The following is an 18640-nucleotide window of genomic DNA, read 5'->3' as shown; positions in this document are numbered from 1 at the left end:
CTCGGCACTATGTGGGCAGGCGCCCTATCACACTGTTTTCAATGAAACGGCCGGTTGCCGCGGTGAGAACCAACCGCGAATCCGACGCTGTGCACCATCCATGTACGAGAAGACCACCGGAACGACCAATAAGCTGAGAGCGGTCGACGTGATCAGCCCGCCGATCACGGCAATCGCCATGGGCTGACGGAAGCTCGCATCTGCACCCAACCCCAGGCCGATAGGCAGCATGCCGGCAATCATGGCGATCGTCGTCATCACGATGGGACGAGCTCGCTTATGGCAGGCATCCAGCAACGCAGCGTTCAAAGCAATACCTTGTTCACGCATAGTCAAGATCGTGTACTCAACCAGCAGGATCGAGTTCTTTGTCACGATCCCCATCAGCATGACTAAGCCGATCATCGATGGGATATCCAGCTCGCTGCCCGCGAGAAGAAGCCCGATGAATGCTCCGCCGAGTGACAGCGGAATGGCCGAGAGAATAGTGACAGGATGCAGGAAGTCCTTGAAGAGGAGTACTAATACGCAGTAGACGCACACGATTCCGATGATGATGGCTAACCCGAAGCCGCGCCCCAGCTCTTCCATCAGTTCAGCGTCATCTGCTTCGATCATTTGTACATTTGAGGGCATAGCCTGCACCGCTGGCAGCGCGTAGGTATCGGCCAGTGCCTGGCCCAATGGTGTGCCTCCCAGTTCTGCTGAAACCGTCACGTATCGCCGCCTGTCGTACCGCTCGATCTGCGCAGGTCCGCTGCTCACATCAATGGTCGCCACACTCGCGATTGGCACAACCCCGTCTCGCCCGCGCACTCGCAGATTGCCAAGTGCTTGCACGTCTTGTTGGACGCCCTCTGGCATGCGCGTTCTGATGTACACCTGTCGGTTATCCAGATTCAGCCGAGCGAGGCTGGAATCAGTGTCGCCAGCGGTGGCAATCCTTACAGTTTCGCCGATGGCAGCCGTGCTGACTCCCTGCTCAGCTGCCCGAGCGAGATCGGGTCTGACCGTGATCTCAGGACGCTCGAGGCTTGCGGTAGAGCTGATGTTGGAAAGTCCTTGGACGCCCTTCAACTCGGCCTCCAGCGCCAGAGCAGCGGCCTTCAAGGCCACGGCGTCGTCACTGGCCAAGATGATGGCCATCTTCTCGCCGATGTTTCCACTGCCAACTGTGAATCGAGCACCAGGCACCTGGGCCAATGCTAAGCGCATTTCATTTTCGATCGACGTTTGATCGGCCCGATCGGCGCGCGGAAGGAGTGTCACATCCAGCGCTCCTCGGCGAACGTCGCCGCCCTGCAAATCGTCGCTATCGGCTTGTGCCGCGCCCACTGTAGACAGGACACGCTGTACGCCGGCAATCGTTGCAAGGCGGTGTCGCGCGGCTTCCGCAGCTGTCAGGGTGTCCTGCAAAGGGCTTCCCGGAGGCAGCTCTATGCTGACCGTCGTGTACCCGCGATCCGATGCCGGCATCAGGCCTTTGGGAAGCAACGGAACCAGCGCAAGTGATCCAGCCAGGAACGCGAAGGCAAGTGCTATCGTTGTTTTGCGATGGGCCAGGCACCAGCGAGCCGTTGCCAGATAACTCCGCATCACACGGCCATCGGCAGCATCCTCGCTCCGAGGTGTACCGGGAGGGTGTGGCTTCAGGAAATGAACTGCCATCACCGGTGTTACGAGGCGAGCGACCAACAAAGATGCCATTACGGCCACGACGGCCGTCCAGCCAAACTCTCGGAAGAACAATCCCGGAACTCCGCCCATCATCGCGGTTGGCAAGAACACAACCACAAGTGCCATGGTTGTCGCAATGACGGCAAGCGCAATCTCTGTGACGGCATCGGCCGTGGCCTGACCCATTGGCTTACCCATCCTGGAATGCCGCTCGATGTTCTCCACCTCTACGATGGCATCGTCCACCAGGATGCCCACAATCACAGCGAGTGCGAGAAGGCTCACCGTGTTCAACGTAAAGCCAAACCAGGCCATGGCCGCGAAGGTCGGCATGATGGAGAGAGGGAGTGCGGAGGCGGCGACCAGCATGGCGCGCCAGTCGCGAAGAAACAGCCAGACAACCAGTACCGCAAGGATTGCGCCCTCATAGAGCATGTACAACGACCCCTTGAACTGCTCCTTGGTGTAGTCCACGCTGTTGGTAACCAGAGTCGTTTGCAACCCCGGACGCTTCTGTTGCAGCTGCGCTAACGCGGCTTCCACGCCAGATGCTATGCGTGTCACGTCCTGCCCTTTTGCCGGGTAAATCCGAAAGCCCACGACGGACTCACCGTCCAGCAACGCGATCTGGCTACGCTCGGCCTCGGTATCCGTGACTGTTGCCAGTTGGTCCAACCGCAGTGACCGGCCATCCGCCAAGGAGATCGGCATGGCTGAAAGTTCTGACGCCTGTCCCACCAGCGAGACAGTGCGGACTGATTGCTCTGCGCCACCGAGCTTACCCCGGCCTCCCGAGCTCTGTTGCTGCACACGACCAAGTGCGCTAGACACCTCGCCGACAGTAGCCGATTGCGCGATCAGCAAAGCCGGCTCCAGCGTCACCCGGACCTCCCGGGTCACGCCTCCGATGCGCTCGAACTTGCCCACGCCCTTCACCCCTAAGATGGCCTTCGCAACGGTGTCATCGACAAACCAGGACAGCGCCTCTTCGTTCATCGTCGGCATGGCGATCGCATATGTTTGGATCGCCTCACTGCTTGCACGGACCGCGCTGACATTGGGCTGTAACAGATCAGTGGGCAGATCGGAGCGCACCCGATCGATCGCATCCTTGGTTTCAAGCAGTGCGTCGGATATGGGCTTTCCCAGCTCAAACTCGACTGAAATGTTCACGCTACCGTCTGTGATCAGCGTCTGGATGTGTTTGATTCTGTCAAGCGTCGCCAGCGAGTCCTCGACCTTGCGGGCGACCTCGGTTTCTAGCTGACCAGGCGCAGCGCCTGGCTGCGCCAGCCCAACACGTACCACTGGCATGTCGACATCGGGAAGATCTTGAATCGGAAGTTTCCACAGGCCCCATATGCCTGCAAGCGTGAGCAGCGCAAAAAGCAAGATGGATGGTATGGGGTTACGTATGGACCAAGTGGCGAAATTCATCGCAGTGCCTCCACCTTCGCCGACGTCTTGGGCACCACGACAGCAGGTGCTTGCAAGACACGTACGGAGTCGCCATCGTTGAGAAAGCCTGCGCCCTGAACGAGCACATGATCGCCCTCAGCAACTCCAGCCACTATTTCCACTTCATTGAGTTGGCGGCGCCCTGTAGTCACGGCTTGAAGGGCGGCCTTGGAGAAGCCATCTCCTTCCTTGACTTGAAAGACATGGCTGCGGCCATCCCGAATGACTACGCTGCCGGCAGGAACGACCACTGCTTTGCGCTGCGCGGCCACGATCTGACCTTTGGCATACATGCCTGCACGAGCCGTGCTGCCGGAATCGATGTCTGCGTAAACCAAGCCAAGACGCGTTTGCGCATCCAAGGAGGGACCAGACTGCCGCACCTTGGCGAGGGCCGTCTTTCCGTCAGGCAGCTGGAGCGTGACCGACTGTCCCCGTGCCACGTGGCCAATCTGTGCCGCGGTGAGCTCGCCTCGCCATTCGAGTCTGTTTTGGCGAATAAGTCTGAACAGCTCTTGGCCGACGGCTCCGACGGTGCCCACTGTCGCATTGCGCGCACTGATCACGCCATCGTCAGGCGCAACCACAGTCGCGTACTTGAGCTGCAATTGCCGTAGTGTCAGTTGCGCCCGGCTCGACTCAATTTCAGCCAACGTGGTCTCCGCCTGCGTGGTCGCCTGAAGCAAATCTTGCTCGCTCATGCTACCGCTGCTCTTAAGTTTGAGCGAACGGTCTCGATTGGCAACCGCCTGCGCCGCCTTCGCCTCAGATTGGCGCAGGGACGCCCGGAGTTGGGCAACTTCTGCCTGCAGCGCTTCCGTGTCAAATCTCGCGAGGACCTGGCCCTTGCGAACCGCGTCCCCTGGACCTACCCTCAGTTCCGTGAGGCGGACACCACTGACCTGCGCCCCGATGACTGTTTCCTGCCATGCAGCCACAGATCCTGAAGCCTCTAGCTGAACCGGCCAATCGGTGATACGTGCGGTCGCCTTGGTGACGGCCATGGCGGCGGAAGCGTTTGCGTGAGATTCGGACGTATGGGCCACCAGTGGATGTAGCGCCAGCCAGCAGGCCGCACCAACCGCCGTTAGGCCAATGAGTGCCACAGCGGCAGATTGCTTGAACTGCTTGCTGATAGCCGGTTTACCACCGAAATGCGTCATAAGGTCTTTGTCATTCATGGCTGAGCGCAGATGCATTAATTTCTGATGTGGTTTTGGAAACGAGCGCAGTGTTTCCAGACGCTTGAATAATGGCCACCCAAGCTTGGACGCCATCTCGCGAGGCTGTGATGACTGCATCCTCTGCAGCGACCATCTGACGCCGAGCGTCCTCAAGTTCGAACAGGCTCACAGCACCCGCTTCCCACTGGGCTTGAACGGCTGTAAGGGTCACGACCGCGGCATCTAAGGAATCTCGGGAAGTCGTTGCTCGTTGCTGGGCTGACGCACTGCCTGCCAGTGCATCCTCCACGTCTCTAGCCGCAAGAAGAACAGCATCGCGTAGGCCTGCCTCTGCTCCCCGGTACCTGGCAATTGATGCATCCACCTGGGCCACGCCTAAGCCTCCATCGAACAGTGGAGCCGTCAGTGAGGCCGCCAGTGACCACGTGCTGTAGGTCATCGAAGTTCCTGCTGCTGAAAGCCAGTTGCGCGATAGCAACCCAGCCAGATCAATGCGGGGCATCCTATTGGCGCGCGCAACACCGATCTCGGCCCAAGCCGCAGCCGCCTCACGATCCGCAGCAACAATGTCAGGGTGGGCGGCGAGGACGTCCGCAGGCAGCCCAATGGCCAACAACGGCGCTTGTGGCATGAAGATTTCGGTACCGAGCATTCGAGGTGTAACGGATGGCGAAGCAGCCAGAAGGCCGCTAATGCCGTCCCGATTCATTCCCGTCAGACGCGTTAGCGCATTCGTTTGCTTCTCACACTGTTCTCGCTGCGAAATGAATCGCGTCCTCGCGCTAGCAAGACTCCCAGCAGCTCGTGCCTCCTCCACTCGGGGCACGGCTCCTGCGGCAAGTCTCTGCCTAACCAGGTCCAGCACTTTCTCGCGGGAAGCAATGTCTTCCATCTGAACCTGGGTGGAAAATTTGCACGAGCGCAGACCTGCGACGCCATGAACGATCTGAGCAGTTAGCGCCAGGCGGGCGCTCCGTGCATCTGCTGTTCGCGCATCCAGACGACTGTTCGCCGCGTCGACTGACTGGCTTATTCGACCGAAAAGATCGACCTCCCACCCCACTCTCAGCCCTGCGTTGGCCGAACGGCTTATCTCCGTTGCTGAACCGCCGCTTCCCAAACCACGATCACGCCCCCCACCAGCTTCCAGACTTATCGCAGGGAGGCGCTGCGCAGACGTGGTGCCAACCATTGCCCGAGCCTCATCAATGCGCGCAACCGCTTGCGCCAATGTGGGACTCTCGCTCAATGCCTTCGGGATCAGCGCATCGATTGCGGGATCCTTCAAAGTAGTCCACCACGTCTCAGTTGTCGCGACAGCATCTCCGCGAGTCATGTCATCGGGGAACGTGCCAGAGGTGGACCACGATGCAGGTGCCTGCAAAGGGGGCGGCGCGTATGAAGACTGCAATGCACATCCGGTTACCAGGATCGGCATGAGCAGCGAGAAGAGCGTACTCAACTGCATGTGAGCACCTCATCCCGGTGTATGCCAGCACCGCAGCTGGCGCTCTTTACCCTTGTGCAGGCCATCTCCATGATGCAAGCACCTTGCCACCCGCTCATGGTCGGCACCTTGATTTCGATGCGCATCAGAAGCTCCGGGAGAACCCGAGCATGACCGAGCTCTCACCCTTGGTGTTGGACTTCAGCAGTGGGCTGTCGGTGATCTTGCTGGGCAGGAATTTGTATTGCACGGCACTGATGAACCGCCATTGCTGCCCGATTGGGTGGATATAGGTCAGGCCCAATGCCGGGATCGTGGCAGCGCCCGGCTTGTAGTCCACAACTCCACGGGCCACTTCGTCTTTGAGCGTGCCGTAGTAGTAGTTGGTCAGGTCCTTGGACAGGTAGCTCACGCTGATGCTGGGCGTGAGGCGGCCACGGCCGATTTCAAAGTCGTAGCCGTACTTGGCAGTTAGCTCAAACCCTTCGCTGGCACCGGTGACATCGCCCTTGGCGGTCAGCTCGAAGTTGCCCTGCGCACCGCGCCAGGACGCAGCCAACCCGAGGTCCAGGCCGCTGTCACGGTCATCCAGCAGATCGCGGTTGATGCCGTTGCGGGCCAGCTCCGACGTTCCAAAGTCCTTGGCCTTGATGCCGTCCATGCGCAGCGATGCGATGGCATCCAAGCTGAAGGATTTGTTGTGGATCAGATGGGCGCCAGCGGTCAGTCCGCGGAAGTAAAAGCGTTCGCCCTCATAGTGCAGCAGGGGAAGTGCCGTGGTCTTGTTGCCCTCGCCTGCATACGGGCTGTCCGATACGGCAAGGCCCAAGCCGAGGCCCCAGCGGGCGGTCGTTGGCGAAGACTGATCCTGTGCCTGTGCGGCAGCAAGGGTTGGCAGTGCCAGAAGGCAGGCCAGGACTGAGCGGGTGGTGTTCATAGCGCCAGAAGTACTGAGTGGTTGCGATGTGGAAGTGCTCGACTTCAAAGCGGTCCAACCCCGCAGGGTTCAGCAGCCTTTGAGTCGAGCAAACGCAGCGTACTTCTGGCATGTCGCAAGAATGTCGGTGCAGATCACCGCATCAACATTCACTGCAAGTGCATAGATCATGGAATAACTCAAAAATTGAAATCGCGCTATCAACCAAGCCAATAATCGATTAATTTAATCTCACCCCCAGCTCTGCATGACAACTGCGATAAACATCTAAAGCAGGGACGTATTCGTCTACCACTACTCCCGCAATCCCAAGCGCTGAGTGAAAATAATTGTCGTGGGTTATCAGATCATCAGCCTTACCATCCAAGCAAGCCGTGGATATTTTTCGACTTCTTTTAAACTCAGACGAAAACCATGTGATCCATGGAATTCTCTTCTGGTAATCGGGTGCAATCGCATAGGGAAGGCCGTGCAAATATATATTCCTCTCCCCTAGTGACTCTCCATGATCCGATACATACAGCAAAACAGAGTTTGAGCTATTTGCCTCGAGCCATTTGATGGTTTTAGCTAGGAAATGGTCTGTGTATCGAATTGGGTTGTCATAGGCGTTACGCAACTCTTCTGAGCTGCAGTCCTTCAGGACGTTTGTTTTGCATTCAGGCACGAATTCTTTTAGCCTGTCGGGTGAGCGCCTGTAGTATGCCGGCCCATGACTCCCCATCTGATGCAGCACAATGACAGTGCCCTTCGCCCTCTTCTCATTGTCAATCTGTGCCAGCCTGTCGGACAAGCCATGCAGCATCACTTCATCAAAGCAATCCCCGCCAGGGCAAAGGCTCTTCGCATCAACGAAAGGGACGCGAGCACACTCCTTTTTGCAGCCAGATTGATTATCAAGCCACAAGACCGCAACCCCCGACTTGGCGAATACATCTAGGGAAGGTCTGCAAAACCCCATTCGTCAGCCCGGCACAGCCTGATGTTGAACGGAAGGTCCGCCTGATTCCTGCGCAATCCGCTGCTTAGGCCCGATTGGCACGGTTTACAGGCCCGTTTCAGCCCTTGCGGCGCCACCTCGGCACCCCGCAGACGCACCTATCCCTGCAGCGCCAGGATCCGCTTCCTGGCCATCCACAGATTGCCCAGCGCAAACAGCATCATGAGGCGCGCCGTGTTCTTTTCCAGACCTCGGTAGCGCACCTTGGCGTAGCCGAACTGCTGCTTGATCACGCGGAACGGGTGTTCGACCTTGGCTCGCACGCTGGCCTTCAGGCGCTCGGCTTTGTCCAGCAGCTTGTGAAGTTCCCGCTCGGGATCAAGTGCCTTGCGTTTGCCCGGGCGCATGGCCACGTGCCACTTGATCTTGGCCTTGGCTTTGCTCCCTTGCATCTCCTGGCGCTTGTCCACGCCCTGGTAGCCTGCATCGCCCCAGGCATGCTTTTCTTTGCCATTCAGCAGGCCTGCTGCCTGCGTCACGTCGTTGACGTTGGCGGCTGTGCCGATGACGGTGTGCACCAGTCCCGAGTCGGCATCCACGCCAATGTGCGCCTTCATGCCGAAGTGCCACTGGTTGCCTTTCTTGGTCTGATGCATCTCGGGGTCTCGCTCACCCTCTTTGTTCTTGGTCGAACTGGGCGCTGCAATGATGGTGGCGTCCACGATGGTGCCTGTCTTGAGCATCAGGCCCTGCTGGGCCAGACCGGTGTTGATGGCAGCCAGCACCTGCGGAGCCAGTTGGTGCTTCTCCAACAGATGGCGGAAACGCAAGATGGTGGTCTCATCGGGCATGCGCGCTGCACCATCGAGGCCGGCGAAGCGGCGGTACAGGGGCCGCTCGTGCAGTTCTTCTTCCATGGCCGGATCGCTCAGGTTCCACCACAGCTGCAGGCAGTGGATGCGCAGCATGGTTTCGATGGGGAATGGAGGGCGGCCACCCAGGGCCTGGTGCGCGCCCCGGGCGAACGGAGCAATGAGGGCCACCAGCGTTGCCCAGGGCACAACCTGGTTCATCTCTTCGAGGAAGATCTCCTTGCGGGTCTTCTTGGGCAGTGGGTCCAGGCCCAGGGTGTATTGATCCATGGCGCCATTGTCTTGAATGCTTGGCGCTGGGGGAGGATCAGGCGGGGAGGTTTTGCAGACCTTCCCTAGCAGATTTTCATAGTTGAAATCTCGATCATTGAACCCCTCGCGCCCTAAATGGGAGAACATGCAAGGCAGCGACTCTGCAGTACTCGTACCACATGACCACGAATTTCGAAAACTTACTACACCGCTACCTTCCAGTTCTGGGTTGGTTCGACGCTCATATCCATTTAGACTGAAACTATCACTGCGCGCAGTCTCTCCAAGCACCAAAATTAATGTGAGAGGCTCTTTGCCGTCGGCCTCGAAAGGCTGAAATTTCAAATTATTCCCAACCGGCAGAATGACATTCGACTCCATCTCGAAGGGCTTCATTGCCACACGAGCAACGGAATAGATACTTGCAAGCGGATTCAGAAGATATCGGACCTCCCATCAATGAAGCCATATCTTTATAGGAAATCGCCAAGAGGCAGGTTATGCATATGACGGCCAGTAGCGCTACACCTACATTCTTGATGGCTTGTTTTGCAGCAGTATCAAAATGAATTGCTACCGAGTAAACAAGAGTTGCGGGGATGACACCAAGTAAAAATATCTTGAGTCCCGCCTGTACGCTTAGGAGTGCCCCTGCTTCCCGCACATCTGTCTCCAGGACATTAGTGAGCATAGTGGGATCCATGACGACACCATAAGAGCCCATGTAATGACTGGCACCAGCAGTGATCAGAAGCAAGGCAGCTAGCGTGATTTTTAGTATTCGTGGCCAAGCCGCGAGTGACGCGATTCCAATGGTTCCTACAAAAACAAGCAACAGTAGGACGATTGGGACTTGCCAGCCTGAAGAACCAATAGTCAAACCTAAGTCAGCGAGCTTCTCGATGGGTGCTGTGTTACCAGAGACAGTAATCCAGGTCGCAGATAGCGCCACGAGTGTCAGCGGCCGCATCGCGGCGATCGTCATGTGCAGCCCCCCGAAGTGTGTCGGGCGTGAGCGGCTGAGGCTCTAGAGCCTCTGGAGGCGGCTGACGGGTCCTCCTGTCCAAGCTGAGACAGTTGATCTTCATAGAGTGCTGCAATGAGTAAAGACATTGCTCCAATGCTCAAGATGCAGTCTTAGGGAAGGTCTGCAAAACCTCCCCGCCTGATCCTCCCCCAGCGCCAAGCATTCAAGACAATGGCGCCATGGATCAATACACCCTGGGCCTGGACCCACTGCCCAAGAAGACCCGCAAGGAGATCTTCCTCGAAGAGATGAACCAGGTTGTGCCCTGGGCAACGCTGGTGGCCCTCATTGCTCCGTTCGCCCGGGGCGCGCACCAGGCCCTGGGTGGCCGCCCTCCATTCCCCATCGAAACCATGCTGCGCATCCACTGCCTGCAGCTGTGGTGGAACCTGAGCGATCCGGCCATGGAAGAAGAACTGCACGAGCGGCCCCTGTACCGCCGCTTCGCCGGCCTCGATGGTGCAGCGCGCATGCCCGATGAGACCACCATCTTGCGTTTCCGCCATCTGTTGGAGAAGCACCAACTGGCTCCGCAGGTGCTGGCTGCCATCAACACCGGTCTGGCCCAGCAGGGCCTGATGCTCAAGACAGGCACCATCGTGGACGCCACCATCATTGCAGCGCCCAGTTCGACCAAGAACAAAGAGGGTGAGCGAGACCCCGAGATGCATCAGACCAAGAAAGGCAACCAGTGGCACTTCGGCATGAAGGCGCACATTGGCGTGGATGCCGACTCGGGACTGGTGCACACCGTCATCGGCACAGCCGCCAACGTCAACGACGTGACGCAGGCAGCAGGCCTGCTGAATGGCAAAGAAAAGCATGCCTGGGGCGATGCAGGCTACCAGGGCGTGGACAAGCGCCAGGAGATGCAAGGGAGCAAAGCCAAGGCCAAGATCAAGTGGCACGTGGCCATGCGCCCGGGCAAACGCAAGGCACTTGATCCCGAGCGGGAACTTCACAAGCTGCTGGACAAAGCCGAGCGCCTGAAGGCCAGCGTGCGAGCCAAGGTCGAACACCCGTTCCGCGTGATCAAGCAGCAGTTCGGCTACGCCAAGGTGCGCTACCGAGGTCTGGAAAAGAACACGGCGCGCCTCATGATGCTGTTTGCGCTGGGCAATCTGTGGATGGCCAGGAAGCGGATCCTGGCGCTGCAGGGATAGGTGCGTCTGCGGGGTGCCGAGGTGGCGCCGCAAGGGCTGAAACGGGCCTGTAAACCGTGCCAATCGGGCCTAAGCAGCGGATTGCGCAGGAATCAGGCGGACCTTCCGTTCAACATCAGGCTGTGCCGGGCTGACGAATGGGGTTTTGCAGACCTTCCTTAGCAATTCATTAAGAACAGCTAACACGCCCGTTTGACGACCCGTGGCCAGATGACTCCTGCAGTTAGGTTGAGCGGCGCTTAATGAGCGTCCAGTCCGGCTGGAGGCAAACAGGACACTTGCCGAAGGTGGCAGATGACGCACGGCTTGTCCCTACACCGCGAAGGTGCAGGATCGGCTAAAACTCAGTGAGCCTGCCCTCGAGCTTCACGCGCTCGTAATCCGGCACAACATTACTGGGGCGAGCAATTACTTCTTGACCTCGTTGTGCGTCAGGCCCATGTGCGTTGCCATCTCCCTGAGAGAGAGTCGGTGGCGCGGCGTCATGCGCCGGACCTTGGCAATCACGTCCTTGGTGATCGCCTTGAATCCTCTGCTGAAATTCTCAGCAAGCCAGTGGGACGCCTCTCAAGATTGCATCGGCACTAACAGCTATGAGGGTTCACTGACAAAGCCACATAGCAGCAGCGCAACTGTTCTCTCAGTTCGTGCTCGACTTGGGGATCGGACAAGCCCGTAGTTCCATTGCATGCGATCAGGTTTTGCCGGCAGGAGTCAGGCCAACCCTCAAGATCGTCGTCGAGAGCGATCCACTGCCGGGGTTTGCGGCGCTGCGAGTCTTCTTGAACCTGCACACCCCGGGGAGTTGCGCGGAACATGGATAGGTTCCAGGGGTCCACTCCATGTACACGGGTGTGGTAAGTCCCTCCAATAAACCTGGCGCGTAATGCGGTGGGAAGGCGTTAGAGGGTTGCGCTGTATCCGGGACGAATACACCAAGTGCTGCTCAGTACCAGGGCAACTCCCGGGTAGGTTTGTAGCACCGACTCCAGGATCGGAATCCATTCGAAGAGGGAGTGTCCAGCGGCCTCATATGGGCTCATGTAAACGCCTTTGCGGGGATGCCAGAGCACTTTTTCGTGGTGAACAACGCCATCAAGGTCGAGGTACAGAACGACGTCCGCGCTGCGTGGAGTTGACGCAGGAAGATAAGGGAAATTCTGGCCAGAAGACATATCGTCCGTTGGGATGCTGCTTGTGCGATTTATCAGCGGCGACGAAGACAGGGCTCTACCGGACTAGGAGTCCCCAGAGCCTCAGTCGAGCCAAATCCGCTGGACTGGACGCGTAAGGGCGAATCGAGCACATCGAGAGGCACCGTCCTCCCCCTATAGCGCGAGGCACGCCTTCTCGCCTACGGTGCACCCACGCACAGGTCACACTGCGGGCTTTTTTTGCACGGACCATGCTGCGGTGAGCAGCACATTACCCTGCACTCCTACAGCCTCTAATCAAACATGGCCACGGGCGCAGCCATGGACGGGCTAGCGCTTTCGGGAGGTCGAGTCGCTGAATCACCATAGCCCTCTCTTGTTCACCTGGGCAAGAACCGTGGAGAGGGCCGCGAGCGATTGCGGCTCCTTAAGCACCTCACTGAGCTTGGAACACTGTGGCATCGGAATTCCGGCCGCTTCGTGCGTGCGCCTGAGCACTTGCTCAACCAAGCTCGTGCGAGGGACAAACGTGTAGTGAATTTCGCAATCGAGACCTTGGGCCAAGCGCGCGAGGGTGTTCAGCGTGATGCTCCCGTTTGCCTCGGCTTGCTCAAGCTTCCGCGCGCCCTGCGCAGTCATGCCCAAGCGGGCCCCCAAGGCTATTGAACTCATTCCCAGTGCCAGGCGCATTGTCTTCGCCCATCCGCACCGAGGCGTTGCGGGGCGCGGCAGTTTCGCGAATTCGCATAACTGCCTATCAAGTTCGGCCAAGCGGGAGAGATCCAGGCGATTCTTCAAAGGGGACAACCAATTGAGACAACAGACTGGTTGCCCGAGCAGACGGCCGGACAACCCCGAGCTTTCCATTGAAGATCAGGCAAGCTTCGAAGGCCTAAACGGCTTTCCTGTTCCGCTATCTTCGCACGCCAAGGTCCTGAAGGGGACCAATTGGTCTCATATTAACTTGAATGGCGAATGATGTTGCGTTTAGAAAAATCGTCCCTCGGAAACTTTGGAGCTCAGGACATGATGAGCCTTGTCACGTCACGAGGGTGGGAAGCCCTTTTGCCGGATGCACTCGAGGACAACCAGCTGTTGCTGGTATCTGATCAGTTCCGAGATCTACTTTCAGGAATCGCCTGGAGCGGGGATCAGGATCCAGCCAGCGCGGCTTTGCCGCTCACCCTGCTCCTGCTGTCAAAGGCTAGTGCCAAACACTCTGACAAAAGCTTCGACATAGAGCTGGAGACCCTGCAGGCGGCGCTGTGTTTACTAAGCACCGCTGTGGATCGAGAGATCGTCAATCGCATGCTCCAGCGTCGTGATCCCCTGCCCTTAGGCGAAGACCTACTGCAGACGTTGGCGGTGGTCGTCCAAGACGCTAGGCAACCTGCCTAACCTCCTAAGACCGACTTAGCAGGGGCGACACTCTTCATATCGCTTTCCACGGTTTTAAGGAGCTCACGAACCACTGCTTCATCCAAAGTCGGACAGTAGGCTGCAGCCAGTAGCGTCAAAGGATGCATCTGCATCTGCTCCGCTAGCATTTCGATGGTGCGAAGGCTCGGCACCTGATGACCTTGCTCGATTCGGCTGATGTGGCGTCGACTCGTTGCGAGGAGCATGTCTTCTTGGATGAGGCCCCGTGCGGCTCGCAATTGCTGCAGCGCCCGACCAAAGTCGGCTTCGGGACGAACTCGCTTTCGGGAAGACATTCCCCCAATTTCCGCCCAGCAGGACCAAAAAGACCACGACCAACTAGTCCCATTGGACGCCTGTTAAATTTTTTGTTTTTAAAGTCGGAGTTCCATCAGCGAGATGCCCATACTCTTTCTGGACTTCGACGGTGTATTGCATCCCGAGCACTGTCATGAATCCAAGCATTTCTGCTGCCTGCCGATACTGGAAGACGCGCTGCGCCAAGTGCCTGAGTACGAAGTTGTAATCACAAGCACATGGCGCTTGCAAAAGTCGCTGGATGATTTGTGTGCCTATTTCTCCAACGATGTTATGCCTCGAATTGCAGGGGTATCTCCACAATTCGGCGAGCTGACAGATGTGCCAGACACCTTACGCGCATATCAACGGCAAGCAGAGTGTCGTGCTTGGCTCTCCGGCAATGGTTTGCTCCATCACCCGTGGCTAGCAATTGATGATCGACCGTGGCTATATCGCCCGTTTACCAAATCCCTCTTCTTAGTGGACGGAAGCACAGGACTCACCGAAGTCAGCGGTGCCCAGTTGGTCAAGCGACTGCGACAACTTATCTAATCCGCACCAACTCTTTGTCGGACCCTCGTCTGCCGTCAGCAACTGGTGCGACAACATAAGTAGTCCGTCCTGAACAATTCCCAAGCTGTTGATCTGGCTTGCAGTTCTTCGGTTTGATGGACGCAGGATTTGCAAGGTATGGTTGTTCCAGTACCTGTTTTCTTGCAAATCGCCCCGAGGAGTTCGATGGGTCCGAAGCCTTCACAGCCGCAGAGCGGCGAGTTGTTCATCTCCCGGCTCGACGAGTTGATCAACATGCAGCACCCGCTGGTCCGACTGGCGGCGCTGATCGACTGGGCCGAGATCGAGCGCACGTTCGCGGTGTCGTTCACTTCTGTGCGTGGCCGGCCGGCCTTGCCGCCGCGCTTGGTCGCCGGCCTGCTGTACCTGCAGCACACGTTCGACGCCTCCGACGAAGCCGTGGTCAATACGTGGGTGGAGAACCCGTACTGGCAGTTCTTCTGCGGCGAGACCTACCTGCAGACCGAGGCGCCCATCGATCCGTCGAGCCTGACGCGCTGGAGAAAGCGCATCGGCGAAGAAGGCGTGGAGACGCTGCTGGCCGCCAGCATCGACGCTGCCCGCCAGGGCGGCGTGATCCAGAAGGCCAGTACGCAGCAGGTGATCGTGGACACCACGGTGATGCCCAAGGCCATTGCGCACCCCACCGACAGCCGCTTGCTGGACAAGAGTCGCCAGCACTTGGTCAAGGCGGCCGAGGACAACGGACTGCGGCTGCGCCAGAACTACAACCGGGTGGCCCCTCGGTTGGCCGTGCAGATCGGGCGCTACGCGCACGCCAGGCAATTCAAGCGCATGAAGAAGGCCGTGCGCACGCTGCGCACTCGTGTCGGGCGGGTGCACCGCGAGGTGCAGCGCCAACTGCACGTGCTGCCCGAAGCGGCCAAAGCCAAGGTCCTGGACCTGCTGCAGCGCACAGGTCGCATCCTGACCCAGGCACCCAAGGACAAGAGCAAGCTGTACGCCCTGCACGCGCCCGAGGTGGAGTGCATCAGCAAGGGCAAAGCCAGGACACCCTACGAGTTCGGCGTGAAGGTCAGCATCGCCACCACGCTCAAGGAAGGCCTGGTGGTGGGCATGCGCTCCATGCCGGGCAACCCCTACGACGGCCACACGTTGGCCCAGACGCTGGAGCAGGTGGGCATCCTCACAGGCACGGACAGGCCGCCCGCCACGGCCATCGTGGACAAGGGCTACCGGGGTGTGGAGATCGAAGGCGTGCGCATCCTGCGCTCGGGCCAGAAGCGGGGCATCACGAGGACGCTCAAGGCCATGATCAAGCGAAGAAGCGCCATCGAGCCAGCGATAGGCCACATGAAGATGGACGGCAGGCTGGGTCGCAATCCGCTCAAGGGTGCGCTGGGCGATGCGCTGCATGCGGTGATGTGCGGCGCCGGGCACAACCTGCGCCTGATCCTGGCCGCGCTGCGGCTTTATTGCGTCCGATTCGGGCTGTCCATGCAGGCAGTCATCTCTGCACTGGTCGCAGCACCTGATGACCGCCGACCCGTCTGATGCTGAAAGCAGAATTGTTCAGGGCGGACTAAGTACGAGATGGCTCGGATGCGGTGCATCCGTGTGGCAAGCACCTGTGACGCCGACAAATGGAAAGCCATTAGACGGCGATTGCGGTTAGCAAGCCATGTTGTGACGCTGCCTATTTCGAGAGGACAATCGTGACGCAGATTGCGTCATGAAACTCCTATCTTTCGAGTTGGATATTTAGCTAAGTGATTGTTTTTAAAGGATTTAATGTTTGGCGGATTCGAGGTCTATTTTGTCGGACAGCTACCGGATCGCTGTGCTTTCCAAGGCGCATCAACTCCGCGAGTTAAGAAACCCTGCCAGGACCCCAAAGTCCGCGAGTTGTTGGCCAAGACACTATAGGAGCGCTAGTCCAGTCCCTTGTGGATGACCAAGTCGAGCAGAGCCAGCCGGTCGAGGTGCTTGTTGCCGAGGGCGATGCGATGCAGGCGCGCGTTCGAGCCCAGCCCGACGCGCTCCGGCGGGTCATCGACAACTTGCTGAGCAACGCCCTGCGCTACGCTGGCGCGGCCCAGGTCTCCGTGCATGCCACCCGCAGGGAGATTCGCATCGCGGTCGAAGACCGAGGCCCGGGGATAGACCCGGCGCAGCTGGAGGCCGTTTTCGAGCCGTTTTACCGTGTAGAGGGTTCGCGCAACCGCAACACCGGCGGCGCCGGTCTGGGCCTGTACATCGCACGCGAACTAGCGCATCGGCAAGGCGCCAGCGTCACGCTGGCCAACCGCTCTGATGGAGGACTGCGAGCGGAGCTAGTCGTGCCGCGCAGCTGAGCGCGCAGCACACGCGACTCTCGTCGTACGGCGTGTGTCGGCTACGACACAAATTGGCTAAATGCCCGACAAATTAGCGCCTAACAATCAACTCCTTTTCCACCAACACAAGGAGCTCTTCATGACTTCGATCCGCCTTCTTCGTTCATTTGCCTTGGGCGTAGCGGTTGCGCTCTGCAGCGCCGCCGCGCAGGCCTCACTCACGCCGCAGGAACAGGCAAACAAGGACGTCGTGCTGTCGTTCTACGAGGCCGCCATCAACCGCAAAGACGTGGAAGCCGCCGTCGCCTATATCGGCCCCAAGTACATCCAGCACAATCCGCGCGCAGCCGACGGTGTCGAGGGCCTGAAGGGGTTCATCGGCGGCTACCTCAAGCAGAAGAACCCCAACCTCAAGGCGACCGTCAAGCGCGTCATCGTGCAGGACGATTTGGTGGTGCTACACGTCCATTCGCTGCCCGAGCCGGGTGAGCTCGGCACCGCGATCATGGACATCTTCCGGGTTGAGAATGGCAAGATCGTCGAGCACTGGGACGTGATGCAGCCTGTGCCCGATAAGATGGCTCACGGCAACGGCATGTTCTGACGCCGGACCAGCCGGGCCGGGAAGGTCAAGAAGCGCTGTTCGATATGCCTGCCTATTGGCCGCCCCGCTTAGCGGAAGACTACCTCGCCGCGGTGCGCCCATGGGATCTCCGGACACTCCCGTAAAACGAGTCGCCTTAAGCATCAGCGGCGGGGCAAAACAAGCCAACTAAACGATACAGGGTTACCCAAAAGTCGGACAGCTCCGTTTTAACTGCCATTGCATCCCGCTGGCCTTGCATTAAGCTGGACACAGGTCTTCTGTAAAGGTGCCCCCCACTCGTTCGCTCGACCCAAAACAAATTGGAGACAAGCCATGCAACGCGTTTCACCCACGGCAATGTTCAGCCGCCGCAGCCTGATTCTCTCGGGCTCTTTGGCCGCTGTAGCCAGTTTGCCATTCCGCAGCGCCAGTGCGCAGACTACGTGGCCGACCAAACCGCTTCGATTGGTCGTTCCATTCGCGCCCGGCGGCAGTTCTGAAATCGTGGCACGGGCAGTCGCCGCGGAAATGGCCAAGACCATCGGTCAGAACGTGTTCGTAGACAACAAACCAGGCGCTGCGGGAAACATCGCCATGCAGGAAGTCGCCAACAGCACCGATGAACACACTTTGATCCTGGGCCACATCGGTACGCTGGCAGTCAATCCCTACATCTTTCCCAAGCTGGCATACGACGCCAACCGCGACTTCGCTCCCATCACGCTGGTGTCCAAGGTGCCAAGCTTGTACGTGGTTCATCCGGATTTGCCTATCAAAAGCCTGGCGGAGTTCATTGCTTACGCCAAAGCACGGCCTGGCCAACTGAATTACGGCTCGGCAGGAAATGGCAGCGCCGGACATCTGGCGTTCGAATATTTGAAGATGGTGACGGACACGTTCATGCTGCATGTTCCTTATCGCGGGACGGGGCCCATGCTCACCGACTTGATGGCGGGACGCCTGCAGGCTGCCTCGGTCGGTGCCCCTGCCCTGCTGCCTTTCATCAAGGCAGGCAAATTGCGTTGCATCGCTACCGGCACGGCGCAGCGGCTTCCACAGTTGCCGGATGTGCCGACGGTGGCCGAGCAGGGGTTCAAGGGCTTTGAAATGACACAGTGGTATGGGTTGCTGGCACCCAGCAAGTGGTCCAAAGACCATCTTGCCAAGTTGGAAGCCGAGGCGGTCAAGGCGGCCAGAAGCGCCTTGGTGAAGGAGAAGCTGTCTCAAGAAACGGCCTTGGCGGTCGGCAACACCAGTGTGGAGTTCGACGCCTTCATCAAGTCAGAGCAGGCGCGGTGGAAACCTGTCATTGCACGCGCACAAATCAAGCCCGAAGGAATGGGTTGAATATTTG

The 18640-nt window shown here is 58.7% G+C and carries 15 protein-coding genes and 2 pseudogenes; 7 read left to right on the top strand and 10 right to left on the bottom strand.

Annotation, left to right across the window (positions count from 1 at the left end; genetic code table 11):
- Positions 1–27 precede the first annotated feature (27 nt).
- The 8 genes and pseudogenes from M5C98_RS10965 to M5C98_RS10935 form a co-directional block, all read right to left on the bottom strand.
- The gene (locus tag M5C98_RS10965) at positions 28–3114 is read right to left on the bottom strand and encodes an efflux RND transporter permease subunit (RefSeq protein ID WP_272552737.1); all 3087 of its coding nucleotides are present in this window, start codon (positions 3112–3114) and stop codon (positions 28–30) included.
- Positions 3111–4316 (bottom strand): efflux RND transporter periplasmic adaptor subunit, encoded by a 1206-nt coding sequence (locus M5C98_RS10960; protein ID WP_272552736.1) that lies wholly within the window; start codon positions 4314–4316, stop codon positions 3111–3113. Before M5C98_RS10960 ends, M5C98_RS10965 begins: the two co-directional genes overlap by 4 nt.
- Positions 4309–5787, bottom strand: coding sequence for an efflux transporter outer membrane subunit (locus tag M5C98_RS10955; RefSeq protein ID WP_272552735.1), 1479 nt, complete (start codon positions 5785–5787; stop codon positions 4309–4311). The genes M5C98_RS10960 and M5C98_RS10955 overlap by 8 nt, the downstream gene beginning before the upstream one ends.
- Positions 5788–5911: 124 nt before the next feature.
- Positions 5912–6703 (bottom strand): MipA/OmpV family protein, encoded by a 792-nt coding sequence (locus tag M5C98_RS10950; RefSeq protein ID WP_272552734.1) that lies wholly within the window; start codon positions 6701–6703, stop codon positions 5912–5914.
- 220 nt (positions 6704–6923) lie between these two features.
- On the bottom strand, positions 6924–7610 hold the full coding sequence (locus tag M5C98_RS10945; RefSeq protein ID WP_272552733.1) for a phosphoethanolamine transferase: 687 nt from the start codon (positions 7608–7610) through the stop codon (positions 6924–6926).
- A gap of 191 nt (positions 7611–7801) precedes the next feature.
- The gene (locus tag M5C98_RS10940; RefSeq protein ID WP_272547916.1) at positions 7802–8785 is read right to left on the bottom strand and encodes an IS5 family transposase; all 984 of its coding nucleotides are present in this window, start codon (positions 8783–8785) and stop codon (positions 7802–7804) included.
- 138 nt (positions 8786–8923) lie between these two features.
- A pseudogene (locus tag M5C98_RS24790) lies at positions 8924–9148 on the bottom strand (sulfatase-like hydrolase/transferase); the annotation flags it as partial.
- Positions 9114–9752, bottom strand: a complete 639-nt coding sequence (locus tag M5C98_RS10935; protein ID WP_272552732.1) for a DUF1705 domain-containing protein — start codon at positions 9750–9752, stop codon at positions 9114–9116. The gene M5C98_RS10935 and the pseudogene M5C98_RS24790, both read right to left, overlap by 35 nt.
- Before the next feature lie 221 nt (positions 9753–9973).
- Between M5C98_RS10935 and M5C98_RS10930 the strand changes: the two genes are divergently transcribed.
- The gene (locus tag M5C98_RS10930; RefSeq protein ID WP_272547916.1) at positions 9974–10957 is read left to right on the top strand and encodes an IS5 family transposase; all 984 of its coding nucleotides are present in this window, start codon (positions 9974–9976) and stop codon (positions 10955–10957) included.
- Positions 10958–11541: 584 nt separating this feature from the next.
- Here the strand turns inward: M5C98_RS10930 and M5C98_RS10925 are convergent.
- Positions 11542–12132, bottom strand: a pseudogene (locus tag M5C98_RS10925) (HAD domain-containing protein).
- 1005 nt (positions 12133–13137) lie between these two features.
- Between M5C98_RS10925 and M5C98_RS10920 the strand changes: the two are divergent.
- Positions 13138–13509, top strand: coding sequence for a hypothetical protein (locus M5C98_RS10920; RefSeq protein ID WP_272552731.1), 372 nt, complete (start codon positions 13138–13140; stop codon positions 13507–13509).
- Here M5C98_RS10920 and M5C98_RS10915 read toward each other — a convergent pair.
- Positions 13506–13826 carry a helix-turn-helix domain-containing protein gene (locus tag M5C98_RS10915; protein WP_272552730.1) on the bottom strand — a complete coding sequence of 107 codons (321 nt, stop codon included), beginning with the start codon at positions 13824–13826 and terminating at the stop codon, positions 13506–13508. The genes M5C98_RS10920 and M5C98_RS10915 overlap by 4 nt on opposite strands.
- A 103-nt stretch (positions 13827–13929) precedes the next feature.
- Here M5C98_RS10915 and M5C98_RS10910 point away from each other — a divergent pair, with 103 nt between their 5' ends.
- From M5C98_RS10910 to M5C98_RS10890, 5 genes are all read left to right on the top strand, one after another.
- Positions 13930–14382: an HAD domain-containing protein gene (locus M5C98_RS10910; protein ID WP_272552729.1), complete on the top strand. Its 453-nt coding sequence runs from the start codon at positions 13930–13932 to the stop codon at positions 14380–14382.
- Positions 14383–14568: 186 nt separating this feature from the next.
- Entirely contained in the window at positions 14569–15918 is a 1350-nt protein-coding gene (locus M5C98_RS10905) for an IS5 family transposase (RefSeq protein ID WP_272547823.1), read from the top strand.
- A gap of 392 nt (positions 15919–16310) precedes the next feature.
- Positions 16311–16718, top strand: coding sequence for a sensor histidine kinase (locus tag M5C98_RS10900; RefSeq protein WP_272552728.1), 408 nt, complete (start codon positions 16311–16313; stop codon positions 16716–16718).
- Positions 16719–16839: 121 nt separating this feature from the next.
- Positions 16840–17304: a nuclear transport factor 2 family protein gene (locus tag M5C98_RS10895; protein ID WP_272552727.1), complete on the top strand. Its 465-nt coding sequence runs from the start codon at positions 16840–16842 to the stop codon at positions 17302–17304.
- A 315-nt stretch (positions 17305–17619) separates the two neighbouring features.
- Positions 17620–18633 carry a Bug family tripartite tricarboxylate transporter substrate binding protein gene (locus M5C98_RS10890; RefSeq protein WP_272552725.1) on the top strand — a complete coding sequence of 338 codons (1014 nt, stop codon included), beginning with the start codon at positions 17620–17622 and terminating at the stop codon, positions 18631–18633.
- Positions 18634–18640 lie beyond the last annotated feature (7 nt).

The sequence above is a fragment of the Acidovorax sp. NCPPB 3576 genome (assembly GCF_028473605.1).
Taxonomy (GTDB): Bacteria; Pseudomonadota; Gammaproteobacteria; order Burkholderiales; family Burkholderiaceae_C; genus Paracidovorax.
Note: the sequence above shows the minus strand (reverse complement) of the source record. Positions and strands in the feature narration are given on the sequence as shown.